Annotated in this window: 12 protein-coding genes and 1 riboswitch; of the genes, 2 read left to right on the forward strand and 10 right to left on the reverse strand. The window is 40.7% G+C overall.

Annotation, left to right across the window (positions count from 1 at the left end):
* Positions 1 to 130: 130 nt before the first annotated feature.
* The gene (locus BN1068_RS18145; RefSeq protein ID WP_077605157.1) at positions 131 to 382 is read left to right on the forward strand and encodes a DUF3173 domain-containing protein; all 252 of its coding nucleotides are present in this window, start codon (positions 131 to 133) and stop codon (positions 380 to 382) included.
* The gene (locus BN1068_RS18150; protein ID WP_077604264.1) at positions 375 to 1,553 is read left to right on the forward strand and encodes a site-specific integrase; all 1,179 of its coding nucleotides are present in this window, start codon (positions 375 to 377) and stop codon (positions 1,551 to 1,553) included. The genes BN1068_RS18145 and BN1068_RS18150 overlap by 8 nt, the downstream gene beginning before the upstream one ends.
* A 66-nt stretch (positions 1,554 to 1,619) precedes the next feature.
* Here the strand turns inward: BN1068_RS18150 and guaA are convergent, their stop codons facing one another.
* From guaA to BN1068_RS18200, 10 genes are all read right to left on the reverse strand, one after another.
* Entirely contained in the window at positions 1,620 to 3,155 is a 1,536-nt protein-coding gene (gene guaA / locus BN1068_RS18155; RefSeq protein WP_077604265.1) for a glutamine-hydrolyzing GMP synthase, read from the reverse strand.
* Between the two features lie 156 nt (positions 3,156 to 3,311).
* A riboswitch (purine riboswitch) is annotated at positions 3,312 to 3,413 on the reverse strand.
* A 100-nt stretch (positions 3,414 to 3,513) separates the two neighbouring features.
* On the reverse strand, positions 3,514 to 5,715 hold the full coding sequence (locus BN1068_RS18160; protein ID WP_077604266.1) for a transglutaminase domain-containing protein: 2,202 nt from the start codon (positions 5,713 to 5,715) through the stop codon (positions 3,514 to 3,516).
* Positions 5,712 to 6,980 (reverse strand): DUF58 domain-containing protein, encoded by a 1,269-nt coding sequence (locus BN1068_RS18165; RefSeq protein WP_077604267.1) that lies wholly within the window; start codon positions 6,978 to 6,980, stop codon positions 5,712 to 5,714. The genes BN1068_RS18160 and BN1068_RS18165 overlap by 4 nt, the downstream gene beginning before the upstream one ends.
* Positions 6,977 to 7,942 (reverse strand): AAA family ATPase, encoded by a 966-nt coding sequence (locus BN1068_RS18170; RefSeq protein ID WP_077604268.1) that lies wholly within the window; start codon positions 7,940 to 7,942, stop codon positions 6,977 to 6,979. Before BN1068_RS18170 ends, BN1068_RS18165 begins: the two co-directional genes overlap by 4 nt.
* Before the next feature lie 304 nt (positions 7,943 to 8,246).
* Positions 8,247 to 9,098: an aldo/keto reductase gene (locus tag BN1068_RS18175; protein WP_077604269.1), complete on the reverse strand. Its 852-nt coding sequence runs from the start codon at positions 9,096 to 9,098 to the stop codon at positions 8,247 to 8,249.
* Between the two features lie 179 nt (positions 9,099 to 9,277).
* Positions 9,278 to 9,856, reverse strand: coding sequence for a DapH/DapD/GlmU-related protein (locus BN1068_RS18180; protein WP_077604270.1), 579 nt, complete (start codon positions 9,854 to 9,856; stop codon positions 9,278 to 9,280).
* Between the two features lie 278 nt (positions 9,857 to 10,134).
* Positions 10,135 to 10,521, reverse strand: a complete 387-nt coding sequence (locus BN1068_RS18185) for a DUF2255 family protein (protein ID WP_077604271.1) — start codon at positions 10,519 to 10,521, stop codon at positions 10,135 to 10,137.
* Between the two features lie 169 nt (positions 10,522 to 10,690).
* A complete protein-coding gene (locus tag BN1068_RS18190; RefSeq protein WP_077604272.1) occupies positions 10,691 to 12,223 on the reverse strand; it encodes an AbgT family transporter in 1,533 nt (510 codons plus the stop codon).
* A 230-nt stretch (positions 12,224 to 12,453) separates the two neighbouring features.
* On the reverse strand, positions 12,454 to 13,947 hold the full coding sequence (locus BN1068_RS18195; protein WP_077604273.1) for an amidase: 1,494 nt from the start codon (positions 13,945 to 13,947) through the stop codon (positions 12,454 to 12,456).
* Between the two features lie 80 nt (positions 13,948 to 14,027).
* Positions 14,028 to 15,251 (reverse strand): M20/M25/M40 family metallo-hydrolase, encoded by a 1,224-nt coding sequence (locus BN1068_RS18200; RefSeq protein ID WP_254846830.1) that lies wholly within the window; start codon positions 15,249 to 15,251, stop codon positions 14,028 to 14,030.
* Between the last annotated feature and the right edge of the window lie 123 nt (positions 15,252 to 15,374).

Raw genomic sequence — 15,374 nt, forward strand, 5'->3', positions numbered from 1 at the left:
GGAGTAAAATTCTCGTGGAGCTGTAACCAGCAGCCATCTGATTTTTCAAGTTCTCTCTATCAAAAAATATTAAAAAGGATGATATAATAAATATATATTGTATTGGCTCGACCGGGAAAGGAGTAATATGATCATTACTATAACCCGCAAAGACTTAATAGCTTTAGGTTATGGTCCTTCCTTCTCTCGTGACATTATCCGTCAGGCTAAATGTCTAATGGTGCAGAAGGGATACAGCTTTTATAACACGAAAAAACTGGGTCGAGTACCTGTGGAAGCTGTAGAGGAAATATTGGGAATAACTCTTAATCAAGAAGATTTATTAAAATCATGTGGTTCCAGTGAGGCTGCTTTAATCAAGGAAAGGAATTCAAATGATTAAAGTAAAGAAAAAAGCTAATGGAACGTATGAATTTAGGGTAAGTTTAGGAACAGATCCAGTTACAGGAAAAAGAATTCAAAAAAGAATGAGCGGGTTTAAAACCAAAGCTGAAGCGGAATCTGCTTATGCTAAACTTATTTTAGACAATAGTGAAGGTGCTTATAACCCGAACAGTAGCATGACTTTTGAAAAGTTTACCGAGGAATTTTTCGTACCTTGGTATAAGAATCAAGTGAAAGAAAGCACTTTTGAAAATAGGCAGCATACAATCGATAAACACTTCACCTATTTTTACAAAGTTAGTCTTTCGGACATCACACCATTAATACTTCAACAATGGCAATTAAAGGCTACTGAAAAATATTCTAGTCAATACGTTCGAGGCATACAAGGGTTATTATCCTTAGCTTTTGATAGAGCGATTATTTTAGGATTGATGAAAGAAAATCCATCAAAAATAATTGGAAATGTCAAAAAGATTAAAACTAAAATTGATTTTTGGACAAAGGAAGAATTTGAAACTGTTATTTCCAAAATATATCTTGGTGATTACTTTCAACATTTTCAATTTATTATTATCTGGCTTTTATTCATGACAGGTATGCGTATTGGTGAGGCTTCTGCATTACAATGGGAGGATGTAGATTTTGAGGAAGGAACGCTAAACATTTCTAAAACGCTATATTATAAGAATGCATCCAATTACAGTTTTACAGAACCTAAAACAAAAGCAAGTATTCGTTTGATTGCTTTAGATTCTGATACACTGCATTTATTACAAAATTGGAAAGAAATCCAGCAGAAACAATGTAAGACCAATTTTATTTTATCGTATAATGGCATTCCAACTCAAAAACATACTATATCCTATGCGATTACTCGCTTTGCCAAAGCTGCAAACATCCATCGAATCAAAATTCATGGACTTAGACATTCTCATGCTTCCTTGTTAATTAGTATGGGAGAAAACCCTTTAGTGATTAAAGATAGACTTGGACATGAAGATGTACAAACAACTTTAGGCACTTATGGGCACCTTTATCCAAACAGTAATTTTCAAGTTGCCGATAGATTAAGTAGTTTTATTCAGTTAAAAACAAGCGATGATACACAAATTGAACATTACAGCAGCAACCAATATATGAACACCACTTATCAAAGTGTGCCATAACTGTGCCATGAAAAATATAAAAGCCCTAAAAACCCTGTTTTACCAAGGCTTTTAGGGCACCTGTTACTACTCCCACTCGATCGTTGCTGGGGGCTTAGAGGTAACATCATACACTACTCTATTAATATTATCCACATCATTCACCAAACGAGTAGAAATCTTCTCAAGCACATCCCAAGGAATTCTTGCCCAATCCGAAGTCATTCCATCAATCGAAGTTACCGCACGGATACCAATTGTATGTGCATACGTACGAGCATCTCCCATGACACCAACACTCTTGATGTTTGGAAGGACAGTGAAGTATTGCCAGATATCGCGGTCAAGACCTGCTTTAGCAATTTCTTCACGAAGGATAGCATCGGATTCACGAACGATTTCTAAATGCTCTTCGGTTACTTCACCCAGGATACGGATAGCAAGTCCTGGTCCTGGGAATGGCTGGCGCCAAACGATACGGTCAGGAATGCCAAGCTGGGAGCCCAGTTCACGTACTTCATCTTTGAATAATGTGTTTAATGGCTCAATTAATTCAAATTGCATATCCTCCGGCAGGCCGCCTACATTATGATGTGATTTAATGGTTTGTGCTGTATCTGTACCACTTTCAATCACGTCTGTGTAAAGCGTTCCCTGTGCCAGGAAATCAATATCCTTTAATTTAGCTGCTTCATCATCAAATACATAGATGAATTCATTTCCGATAATTTTACGTTTTTGCTCTGGATCGGAAATGCCTGCTAATTTAGATAAGAAACGATCCTTTGCATCAACCTTGATAATGTTCATGTGAAAGTCTTCTGCAAAGACATCCATCACGTCATCTGCTTCATTTTTACGAAGAAGGCCGTGATCAACAAAGATACAAGTCAGCTGGTCGCCGATTGCTTTATGGATTAAAGCTGCTACAACAGAGGAGTCTACGCCGCCGCTTAATGCGCAAAGTACTTTACGGTCTCCGACAGTTTCTTTGATTTTTTCTGTTTCCATTTCGATAAAGTTAGCAATCGTCCAGTCACCTGTACATTTACATACATCGAAGACAAAGCTGTTTAATAAATCATTTCCATACTCGGAATGACGTACTTCCGGATGGAATTGTACACCGTACATCTGTTTATCCTGGTCACTGATTGCTGCAACCGGTGTTGACGGGCTTGTTGCATCTACGATGAAAGAAGGCGGTGCTGCTGTTACTTTATCACCGTGGCTCATCCATACCGTCTGTTTTGTCGGTGTATCTTTAAATAAAGCCGGGCTTTCATTTAGTTCAATTAATGCTTTTCCATATTCACGGTTTTTGGACGCTTCTACTTTTCCGCCAAAATGCAGGGACATCAATTGCATGCCGTAACAAATACCAAGAACAGGGATACCCAGTTCAAAAATTTCCTCATCACAACGGAAGCTGTCTTCGCCGTAAACGCTGTGCGGTCCGCCGGAAAGTATGATTCCTTTTGGATTCATTTCTTTAATTTCTGCAGCGGTCAGTTTATGTGAATGAAGCTCACTATACACACCAAATTCACGAATGCGGCGTGTGATTAATTGGTTATATTGACTGCCAAAATCTAATACCAGTACTAATTCATTATTTTCCATAACTAGACTCCAATCTATATCTTTTCTAAAGGATAACTTATGAACTATACGTTCTTTTGCCTCTGTTTCACCTATAAAAAACCGGATTTCACCTTTCTATTTCTTGCAGCTGGCGCCACAAAAAAATATAGAAAGGCAGAATCCGGATAGCATAAACGAACCTTCTTCTGCCTTCATAGTCGAATCATTTACGGTGACTCGGTAGAAACTTTCGAACCTTATTTTCGAGGATATACGAAAGGCATATTCAAACGAATAATTTTATTACTTAGATGTTAATAAGCATCTATGTGATGTGCAGATTTTCATCTTTCCTACACTATTTCCTTTTTCATTCTACTAATTGATGCTCCCCGGGTCAAGCCATTATTTGATTGATTAAATTTTTCCATAATTGAATTATCTCTTCTTTTTCACCTGTTAACCGCTTACTGTAAATCATCCGCTCATAAACCCCGGTCAGTTTGCTCATTTCCCTCGTGCGGAAGTCATTATCTATTCTTTGGGAGAATTCTCTCAACGTTTCATCACTGCCCCGCTGATAACCTTTTTTATCCGCAAGCTTTAACAGGTAGAGATAAGCTTCCTGGAAGGCTGCATCATCAAAATGCTGCTCCAGCTTTCGTTGGATGAAATAGATGCGTATCTGTCTTCTCTTCCAGTAAGCAGCAAGACATGCAAGCAGGAGAATCATACCTATTCCAATGAAAGCATAGACTATTTTTGCAGAAACACCAGTCTCTTCATCAGATACAGCAGCGTCTTCATCCTGTTCCACTGCCTGGTCTGTCTCCTCTTCCTCTTCGGGTTCTTCCTCCTGTTCCACATCAGGGGCTTCCAGCGGATCCTCTTCTTCGTTGATAGGTGAATTATTTTCTTCTACATTCGCATCGAAATCAGCCATATTTGTAAAACCTTGTGTCGGTTCAAATGGCACCCAGCCAATCCCGGGAAAATATACTTCTACCCAGGAATGGGCATTGCTATTCGTAATCTGGTTCACGTGATTTTCTTCTTCTAAATTCGAATCAATCCGTTCCCCGCTTGTAAATCCTTTCGCCCATCTGGCTGGTATGCCCTCTGACCTGAGCATAACAACCATTGCTGTGGAGAAGTTGTCACAATAACCGACCTGCGTCTCAAATAAAAACTGGTCGACATAGTCCTCTTCTTCTCTTGGCCGTGGAATATTTGTTGTCTGGTATTCAAAACCGTTTGCGCTGAAATAACGCTCGATAGCTCTTGCTTTATCATATCTTGTCTCATGTCCGGCAGTTATTTCTTCTGCTAAATTGCCAACTCTGGCCGGGAGATTCTCAGGCAGCTGTGTATAACGATCCTGAATCGATCTGGAATCCTGTTCGGAATTATCCTGAAGTGCATCAATATCAAAGGATGGGTTCTCGTAGGATACTTCATAAGAATCCAGAACTCTTTCTTCTCCATTTAGCGTCGTTTCTATAGACTCCATACTTTCATCAAGCTGGAATTCTACATCCTCCCCCGTTGTAATGGAGGAAACACCGTAAGGATAGACCAGTTTGGGCAGCCGGCTATTTCCGGTAAAGCTGATTGCTGCTTCTAATGATTCCGTCTCCACATTGTTACGGAAGGTCAATAATGAAATTTGGCCATCGATCTGGTCAAGAAGGTTTCTCTCCTGAGATACCTCCCACCCTTTTCCTGTGTATACATCCTTTGTTTCTATCCGCCAATAATGATCTTCCTCGACCACCGCTTCGAATAGAACTGTATCATCCTGGGAGAAGGAGCCTCCCAGCTGGGAGTCATCCTCACCATATCCGACCCGTCCTGTTCCAAAACTGCCATTCCCAAAACTTCCTGCAGTTCCTTCTAAGAAGGGCAGCGGGTCCGGCCATTGTGGATCAGCTTTCGGTGCCTGATAACCAATGAAGGTAACAACGGCAACTAATAAAACTAGCGGCAGCAGCCAATATTTCAGCCTTTGCCCGACTGAGATAGAAATATCCTTATTTTCGATTTCTTTGCTCAAGCTGGACATTCCGAGAGCAATAAAGGAAATAATAAAAATACGTACAATTGCTATGGAGCCTTCATATACCGTAAATGTATCAAGTATCCCTATATAGAAGAATGTCAAAAGAATAAATAGAATAATATTTTTCATTCTGACAAACCAATAATAGAGCAGGTAGCTCATCAGCCAAATAAGAAGCAGAAATAGTACGCTTCTGAAAAAGGTAGTGAGCATGTACCATTCTCCCGTGAACATCAATCCTATATTATAAGTCATCTCCTGAATCGTTTCTGCAAGCCAGTCAACATCTAAAAAGCTTGTATCAAAGTAAAGCAGATGGATAATAAAAAGCAAGCCAAACCCTTTTATAGGTATACTGATCAGCCAATGCAATTGAAAGTAGGAAATAAAAAAGCAATATAGTGCAAACAAAACAAATACTCCGATGCTTGTATCAGAAATATCCCCAAGCGGATAGAGCCATTCTAAGAAGAGACAAAATCCGGCAAGATATAATAGCAGCGTATGCAGCGTCTTTACTTGTTTCTGGCTCTTCTTCATCTGAAATTCACCTCAACAGGGTCCGTGGCCAGCTGCTCCAGGCTTAATGCCTGTACAGCAACCCCTGAAAAACGGAGCGGCTCCAGCATATGCTTTTCTTCTCCGGATAACAGCTTTTCCGGGTGGATATAAATAACAGCAAGATACTTGATACGCTGTCTTGCTTCTAAAATGGCCTCTGCCAGAAAAGGGTCCATGGATGTTAAAACCAGAAAAATACTGTCGACTTTATTTAAATGAGACATTTCTTCGCGGAATCGTATCGAAAAAGCTTTTTTATCTTCCTGCCGGACTATCAGCAGGTAGTTCTTCATTAACGATTTCTGATGCTCATTATGCCCCAGCTCAAATAAATGTCCCCGTTCTCCAATAGAGAGAAAGCTTGTTTCATAGTCTTTCTTTTCCAGCTTTTCCATAAGCGATAAACTCATTTCAATGGAAGCTTCATAGAGCAGCTGATTTTCCTTCTCATGCTTATAATTATCATGAATCAGCAAAATATCTGTGCTCTTCTCCCGGTCAAACTCCTTTGTCATCATGGTTTGTTTCCTGGCTGTCTGTTTCCAGTCAATCCATGTAAAGCGGTCACCCGGGGCATATTCTCTGCTTCCTGAAGCGACGGTTGTATTTGTCTGCTGCAGCTGATTCGATATCACTCCGCCCTGTTCATAGCTTGCCATATCACTTATTAAACGGATATCGTGTACATACGGGTAGACGGCAAATGTATTTTGGACCTTAAAATCATAGCTTTTTTTAATAAAACCAAAAATTTCTCCTGTTTGAATTGTTACTTTCTCCAATGTATGCTCTCCGCGTGGTAAGGATTGTAATACATAGCTGAATGTGAAGTTTCTGCGGAATAGAGGAAATAACATGCGTATCAGTCTGCGGGAAACTGTCATTTTCCCGGATGTTTGGGAAGTAAGATATTTCTTTTTCTTCGTATCTTCCTTCATTAACGACTGCGGAAATTTCTCTTCGAAGGTACAATACAGTAATGGAAAAGGGAGTCTCCGCTTCATATGCACCTTCACTACTATTTCATCTCCAGCCTGCCGGACCGGCTGTTCGATTTCCCGGTAAACCTGCCATGTCCGTAATGGATAGCAGGCAAACAGAAGCTGATATATTCCGATCGGAAGGAATCCGTAAAATAAAAACCAGCTTACAAAGCCTCCCTGGAACATTGCATAACAGAAAAGAATAATCATCAATGCTAAAACGCCAATGCTGCGAAAGATGATACGAAGATTTTTCTTCATTCTGCGATGCCTTTCTTAATCGGAATATGTGCAGATTGAATAATAGAATCGATTAAAGCTTCACTGGACGTTCCTTGATAACGTGCTTCGGCCTTCAGTATAATCCGGTGGGATAAAACAAACGGTGCCAAATACTTCACATCATCCGGGATAACATAATCTCTGCCCTCGATATAGGCATAAGCCTTCGAAGCTTCCATTAAAGCAAGCGATCCTCTGGGGCTCACGCCTAAATAAATAGAGCTGTGCGATCTCGTGCGGGTAATAATATTCAAAATATACGCCTGAATGGTTTCATCCATATAAACATTCTGTGCCTCTTCCTGTGCTAAAAGCAGCTCCTTCTGAGACATGACTGCCTGGATTTCTTCTATTGGATGATGGTTTGTGTTTCTCGCAAGCATCTCTAATTCATCCTCATAGGCTGGGTAGCCCATGCGCAGCTTTAACAGAAAACGGTCCAGCTGTGCTTCCGGCAAGGGATAGGTCCCTTCATATTCAATTGGATTTTGAGTTGCCATGACAAAGAAGGGACTCTGCAGCCTTCTTGTCTCTCCGTCTACTGTCACACTTTTTTCCTCCATTGCCTCCAGCAGTGCTGACTGGGTCTTTGGAGATGTCCGGTTAATTTCATCTGCCAACAGAATATTGCCAAAGACAGGTCCCTCCCGAAATTCAAATTCTAATTCCTTCGGGTTGTATATAGAAACGCCTGTCACATCAGATGGAAGTAAGTCTGGTGTAAATTGAATTCTAGTAAAATCACAATTTACCGATTTTGCCAGTGTACGGACAAGCATTGTTTTCCCTACACCAGGAACATCCTCAAGCAGGACATGACCTTCCGTTAATAAGGCAACTAAACTAAGCTTTACAATCTCTTCTTTACCGAAAATGACACTATTAACATTATTTAAGACTTCTTGAATCTGTGTATTTTCTATTACTTTCTCCTGTTCCATCATCACCCTCCTCATCTGCCTGATTCTTTCTACCTTTTATGTTACTATAACAGGCCTAATATTTAAACGAATTGACTTTTTAAATTAGTTATCTTTTATTATTGACAAATTATGCTGCAGCTATTCAGCTTCCCTCTTTTCACTTCAATAATAAAACCTTACAGGATAAAGTAAACTTCAGGTCAACGAATAACTCTATCTTTTTTTATTTTTAGAATAGATTCTCTTCATTCCTAAATAAAGAGCAGCCAGAGGTTCTCCAGCTGCTCCTATTCTGATATACTATGAAAATTCTTCATTACTTTCATTGCCATAATGTTAGGGGCTGTTTAGAAACAGGCTCTGGATACACATCATTTATATGCTTCAAATCCTGCTCTGTTAATGAAATTTCAGCTGCCTTCATATTATTCACCACATGATCAGGGTTACCCGATTGTGGGATAGCTATTGTTTTTCCATTCCGAATGGCCCAGGCCAATAAGATTTGAAATACGTCTGCATTATGCTCTTTCGCAATATCCTTCAGTACCTGCTGTTTTGTTAAATCCGCACCAAAGCTGTCGCCGCGGTCAATCGGTGAATAGGCAATCACAGGCATGTGATGCTTAGCCATCATGGGCATTAAATCATATTCAATGCCCCGATTTGCTACATTATAGCGTACCTGATTCGCTTTACAATTTTCTCCCCCGGGTAATTGGATAACCTGCTCCAGATCATCCACATCTAAATTAGAAACTCCCCACGCTTTAACTTTACCTTGATTTCTTGCATTCTCTAAAGCTTCCACCGTTTCTTCCAAAGGAATATCTTCCTTCCAATGGAGTAAATATAAATCGAGGTAGTCTGTTTCCAGTCTTCTTAAACTGTTCTCAAGGCTGATTGGCAAATCCTTTTTCGACGCATTGGCAGGAAGGACTTTAGAAATAAGAAACAATTCTTCACGGGAATAAGGCTTAATAGCACTTCCTACCAGCTTTTCAGCATTCCCGCTGCCATACATTTCGGCAGTATCGATTAATTGGACACCGTTATCAATCCCTGTACGGATTGCCTGCACTTCCTGATCAAATGTGTCAGCTTTATCCCCCGTGTTCATGGTGCCTAATCCGATTGGCAATACCTCTCTTCCGGCGATTTTCACCTTGTTCATTATCCTCACTCCTTTTTTAATCTGCTTTCTATGTTTGTTCCACTCCTGGAGGGTGCTGAAACACGAAAGCGGTACTCGAGGAAAACCAGCTGTTTTTTAAACGAGTTTAATGGATGATTAAAATAAAAGTTTGGTCCTCTGTATTAAATCGATACATAAATATACAGCACTAATAATAATTACTTCATTTTATCCTCTAAATTCGCCAGGAATTTTGCAGGATTTCCACCAACAATCGTATCCGGCGGGACATCCTTGGTAACAACTGATCCTGTCGCAACAACGGAATTTTTACCTACTGTTACACCAGGAAGAATGGTTGCATGAGAACCGATCCATGTTCTCTCCTTTAACTCAATCGGTTTAAGGTACATCGTTCCTCTGTTTGAGGGATTATAATCATGATTTATGGTTGCGAAAACAACATTATGCCCGATTAAGCTTTCATCACCGATAATAATTTGGCCCTGGTCCTGAAACCGGCATCCAGAATTAATAAATACATTTTTCCCTATCTTCAGGTTCTTTCCAAAATCAGAGGTGAACGGAACAAATAAAGAAAAACCTTCATCTAATTCTTGTCCGATAATGTCAGATACCTGCTGCCTGATTTCCTCATCGGTATAAACACCATTATTCAGGATGGCACATAAACGTCTCGTTTCATTTGATACGGCAACCATCGCTTTGTTGACTTCTGAACCGCCCCGGATTACACCTTCTGCTGCCATTTTTGATAAAAGTTCTTCTAATTCCATTTTAACCGTTCCCTTCCATCTATCTTTTTTATATTTCATCCGCTATTCAGACCAGGCCTTGTTATGTCTATGTTTCCCGGCCAAACTTACTTTTATTAAAACATAGCCGTGAACGCTTTGCCATTATTTCATAATGCCTCTTTACCTTATTTGTCCTTCCAGATGAATAAATGAGGTGATGATTAAAATTTTCAACAAATTTTTGAGCAAGGGCTAGGAAAATTAAAAATATAAAAACCGCCTAAACAAAAGTTAAGTCAGGCGGCTTCTTATATAATCTATTCATTTTTGGGTAAAATTTTTACTGTTGCACTTACCGGTCCTTTTCCAATCATAGGTGCCAGATATCTGCTGGAACTATATTTTTCTTTATATGCCTGGTCAATTTTTTCAGTTAGTGCAGCGTCTGGTTCTATCGGCTCGAAAAAGACGTCATATTCCTGACCTGCTAAATTTATTTTTCCTGCTTTTTGTTTCTCTGCTGATTGATACCATCTGGAGTTCTGTCCATTATAGGCTCTGACATATAAGTCATTATCTGCTACTACAGACCAGATCCAGGTTGGTGTTCCAGGTGTTTTTCCATCATCATAGAATGGCGAGATATACATATCATCAGCTTTTGAAAATATTTGAAGCTGTTCCTGTGTCCAACTATTTCCCATTATTACTCATCTCCTTTTTGTATTTAATTATTATACTAATACCTCGAGTCGACTTTAAGTCAAGTAATTGGTTTATGATTTCGTATGAACAGCTGATTTTAAAATTGCTTCCTCACAGCATGATTAGAAAAAACCATGAAAAGCAGGAATGCTCTTCATGGTTTTAAGTTTATCCGTAATGAATTGGTCCATTTGGTCCAAGCGGAATGCCAAGCCACATCCAGACAATCAGCATAATTGTCCAGCCTATCAAGAAGAAGATAGAGTATGGAAGCATCGTTGAAACCAAGGTTCCTATTCCCATTTTCTTATCATATTTCTGGGCAAAAGCAATGATGACAGCAAAGTATGTCATTAATGGCGAGATAATATTTGTTGCTGAATCAGCCACACGATATGCCATCTGTGTAAATTCCGGCGCATAGCCGAGCTGCATCATAATCGGAACAAATACAGGAGCCATCATGGCCCATTTTGCAGATGCACTTCCGATAAAGATATTAATAAATGCTGCAATCAGAATAAACAGCAGAATTAATCCAATACCGCTAAAGTTAACACTGTCTAAGAATTCTGCTCCGTAAACACCGATAACTAATCCCATATTTGTTTCATTAAAGTAAGCAACAAATTGTCCGGCTGTAAAGGCTAAGACGATAAACATCCCCATCGATGCCATCGTATCGCTCATTTGGGCAGCGACATCTTTATCACTTTTAATTGCTTTTGTTATTAAGCCGTAAACAAGTCCCGGTATTAAGAATAAAATAGCGATAATAGGTACAAGCGAGTCCATAAACGGAGACATAATAATACCGTCTAACCCTGGATCTTCTCCGCGTAATGGCGCACCCGAGGGAACAACAAGTAAAGCTGTTAAAATAACAGATATGACAAAAGAAACAGCAGTCCAGATTAATCCTTTTTTCTCTATTGCCGTAATTCCTTCGATGTCTTCATTTGCTTCCCCTTTATACGAACCGAGGCGAGGCTCTACAATTTTTTCTGTTACCCAGGCTCCAATAATTGTAAGAACAAATACGGAAACAGCGATAAAGCCCCAGTTCATCGCAATATTCATTTGCTCTGCATATGCCGGATCAATAATTGCTGCGCCGGCAATTGTCATTTCCCCAAGCATCACATCTGTTCCTGATAAGAATAAGTTGGCGCTGAATCCACCGGAAACGCCGGCAAATGCTGCAGCAAGACCAGCCAGCGGATGCCGTCCGAGTGCTGCGAAGATTAGTGCACCTAATGGCGGCAGCACGACATACCCCGCATCAGATGCTACACTAGACATCACACCGGCGAAAACAATGCCTAATGTGATAAAACGGTTTGGGATGGCTAATACAAACCCTCGTAATAATGCGCTGATCAGTCCCGTCCGCTCAGCTACACCGATACCCAGCATGGTAACAAGTACCACTCCAAGAGGTGCGAATCCAATAAAGTTATCCGTCATACTGCTGAAAATATATTCGATCCCCTCCGCATTCAGAAGATTTTTAATTTCTACTGCCTCTCCCGGATCTCCTGGATTTTCAACGCTTATATTAAATGGCTGTAAGGCCGCTGACAGCACTAAAACAAGTAATGCTAAGATGGCAAATAACGTGGCTGGATGCGGCAATTTATTTCCTACTACCTCTACAACATCTAAAAATCGTTGAAAAAGATTCTTTTTCTCTTTCGACATATTGATGCTCCTTTCATTTTTTAAATTCGATACTATTCTGACAATAAATGGTATGGAAGACGATTCCCATTATACATAGTTTACACAGTAATGAAAACCCTTTCCTGAAAAGTAATAGAAATGTAATTAGAGGTAATTTTAGGAATACTGTCACTATTATTTTCCCTAACAAATAGAAAAACCCCCTGGAAGCTGTCTTTCTCTGCCAGCTTTCAAGGGGCATAAAAGTATTAATCTTGAAAATAAGGATTTCCGTGCATTCCCTGCCATAAATCACTGTACTCTGTTTCGTGAGCAAGCTGCAAAAGGCGATGCTCCTCCCCTTTTCCTGCAATTACCTGGACACCAATTGGCAATCCATCCTCTGTCAGATAAAGCGGCAGAGAAATCGCAGGCTGTCCTGTTAAATTCGCAAGCTGCGTAAATGGCGTATACGTTAAGCTCGGTAAAAACATGTCATAAATAATAGCTTGCTTATCTTTTTCTGCAGCCATTCTCTCCTTGAATTCCTGTTCCTTTTGTTCTGCCATGGTCAATTCTCCAACTTTCGGAGCCTGGAAAGCCGTTGCCGGAGAAACATAAAAATCATACGTCTGATGGAAAATAGACATGATTTCAGCTGCCCTGTCCCATGATGCCAGACTGTCAGAATAATCAGCAGCCGATACGGTTTTTCCTGCTTGATGAAGCAGCCAGGACTCTATTTCCATATCTTCTGCTGTTAATGAAGTTCTCATTGCTTTCTCCAGCCCGCGAACGACCGTATTCATTTCACCGCTGTTCATTACATAGTAATCGCGCATTAGCTGTACACCCTCAACCGGAGCTTGTTTCTCTTCTACAATATGTCCATCCCGCTCCAGATAACGAACAAATTGCTGCACCGCTTTTTTGGCATCCTCTGATACAGGAGTTCCTGCCGGCGACTCTGTGCTAAAGGCAATCCGCAGCTGTTTAGGAAGTTTTTCAGACATGGTATTTCGATATCCCTTTTCATATAATGGTGTCTGAAAAGCGGCATGCGGTTCAACAACCTGTAATTGATCCAGCATGGCTGCACTGTCACGGACTGTTTTTGTTAATACAAAATTAATGGATGCTCCCTGCCACTGTCTGCCGACTCCCGGACCAACCGGTGTTCTTCCCCGTGTCGGCTTTAATCCAACCAGTCCGCTGAAGGATGCAGGTATCCGGATTGATCCGCCCCCGTCACTTGCCCCTGCGACCGGAATAACACCAGAGGCAACCGCAGCTGCAGCTCCTCCGCTTGAGCCTCCTGGAGAATAGGCTCGGTTCCAAGGATTTCTGGTCGGACCATACAGCTTTGGTTCGGTAATATTTTTCAAGCCGAACTCCGGACTGTTCGTATGTCCCATAAATAAAAATCCTGCATCCTTAAATTTTTTCACAAAATAATTATCATGCTTCTCCACCTGGTTCTGCAAAAGCCTTGAGCCGGAGGTTAATTTCTCGCCTTCGATAGACTGAGATATATTTTTCATTAAGATCGGCACGCCTGAAAAAGCAGCATCCTGAACAGGAAATTGATTTGCTTCTTTTCTTGCCGCATCCTCCCGGTGATGTGTAATCATATTTAATTGCGGATTAACTTGATGCAGCCGTTTAAAAGCAATATCCATTAATTCAGACGGCTGGATCTCTTTACGTTGAACAAGCTCTGCCAGCCCGGTTGCATCATAGTTTTTATATTCATGAAACTGCACCCTCTCACTCCTTTTTTCCTCTGTAGAAAATACTTTATTTCATCAGCTGCCTGTCTAAGCAGACAGTTGATGGATGACTTCTATACTTCCTTTGTAAGAATTGGTGTTGTCAGCTCATCCACGCCGACAAGACTCAAAATAAATAAGAAATGCTTTTGCACAGCAAGATAAGCATCCGCAGGGTCAAACCATTCTTTTAATGTATGTGTACCGCCTGCTTTTCCTCCTAATCCGGAAGTAACAGCAGGGATGCCGAGACTCATCGGATAGTTCGCGTCTGTACTGACGGGCTCACCATATACTGGTTCCTTCCCTACACCTTTAATTGCTTCAGCAAGTGCCTGAACAATTGGCGCTTCCTTGTCTTGTGATGCCGGAGGACGGTTTCCAAATTTTTCAACCTCAACAGTCATAGAATCCTTGCCCCAGCGCTCATTCTCTTTCTGGCATGCTGCTTCCACAATAGCGAGGAATTTTTTATCAAGTTCTATTAATTCTTCCATGGAGTTAGAACGCAAATCAACCTCCATCGATGCTTTCTCAGAAATTGCATTCACGGAAGAACCGCCTTCAATTGGCCCGACGGAGAAGGTTGTTTTGGGATCTGCCTTTGTTTCTAAATCTGCGATTGCCGCAATTGCTCTGCCCAGGGCATGTGTCGCACTTGGTGTTCCAAAATCACCAAAGCTGTGCCCGCCTTTACCTTGAAAAGTAATACGATACCGGAAGCTGCCTGTCCCCAAATAGATGATTGTCTCTAAATGAGAACCGTCAACAGAAATATAGCCGTCTGCTTTATTTTCTTTAAAATATGCCTTCACACCGCGCAAATCCCCGGCTCCTTCTTCACCGACTGTTCCGCCGATAATTATATCACCGACTGTTTTCAAATCCGAATCCTGCAGTGCCCGGATAACGGCCAACACTTCTGCCAAGCCCCTTGTATCATCTCCGATGCCGGGAGCATGAAGCTTGCCGTCTTTTTCTATTACGGTTGTATCTGTTCCCTCTGGAAAAACCGTATCTAAATGTGCAGAAACAACCAGAACTGGTCCGTCGCCTGTACCGCTTCTTTTTCCAAATACATTTCCCTCTTCATCCATATGTACGTCTTCTAAATCATAATCTTCTAATAACTTTTTAAATGCCTTTGCCCGTTTCTCTTCCTTAAAAGGCGGAGCAGGAATTTCTGTCAGTATTTTCTGCTGATCGATGGTCAGACTGTCTTCCTCCTTAATTTGCTCCAATGCCTTTTGAACTTTTTCATCCGCGAGAATTTTTTTCATCTGTTCTGAAATAGTCATGAGCTTCCCCTCCAATATTTTCATATACTTTTTAATTTATTGAACAAGCCTTATCCAACTTCATTTTAGCGTATTTACAGCATAAACGATACAGTTATAATCTCCTAAGACAGGTTCATATAT

It is taken from the genome of Oceanobacillus sojae, assembly GCF_900162665.1.
In the GTDB taxonomy this organism is placed as follows: domain Bacteria; phylum Bacillota; class Bacilli; order Bacillales; family Amphibacillaceae; genus Oceanobacillus; species Oceanobacillus sojae_A.

Excerpts from the sequence above, each read along its gene's own strand:
- BN1068_RS18150 (WP_077604264.1), top strand. The coding sequence starts at position 375 with ATGATTAAAGTAAAGAAAAAAGCTAATGGAACGTATGAATTTAGGGTA.
- guaA (WP_077604265.1), bottom strand. The coding sequence starts at position 3,155 with ATGGAAAATAATGAATTAGTACTGGTATTAGATTTTGGCAGTCAATAT.
- BN1068_RS18160 (WP_077604266.1), bottom strand. The coding sequence starts at position 5,715 with ATGAAGAAGAGCCAGAAACAAGTAAAGACGCTGCATACGCTGCTATTA.
- BN1068_RS18165 (WP_077604267.1), bottom strand. The coding sequence starts at position 6,980 with ATGAAGAAAAATCTTCGTATCATCTTTCGCAGCATTGGCGTTTTAGCA.
- BN1068_RS18170 (WP_077604268.1), bottom strand. The coding sequence starts at position 7,942 with ATGGAACAGGAGAAAGTAATAGAAAATACACAGATTCAAGAAGTCTTA.
- BN1068_RS18175 (WP_077604269.1), bottom strand. The coding sequence starts at position 9,098 with ATGAACAAGGTGAAAATCGCCGGAAGAGAGGTATTGCCAATCGGATTA.
- BN1068_RS18180 (WP_077604270.1), bottom strand. The coding sequence starts at position 9,856 with ATGGAATTAGAAGAACTTTTATCAAAAATGGCAGCAGAAGGTGTAATC.
- BN1068_RS18185 (WP_077604271.1), bottom strand. The coding sequence starts at position 10,521 with ATGGGAAATAGTTGGACACAGGAACAGCTTCAAATATTTTCAAAAGCT.
- BN1068_RS18190 (WP_077604272.1), bottom strand. The coding sequence starts at position 12,223 with ATGTCGAAAGAGAAAAAGAATCTTTTTCAACGATTTTTAGATGTTGTA.
- BN1068_RS18200 (WP_254846830.1), bottom strand. The coding sequence starts at position 15,251 with ATGACTATTTCAGAACAGATGAAAAAAATTCTCGCGGATGAAAAAGTT.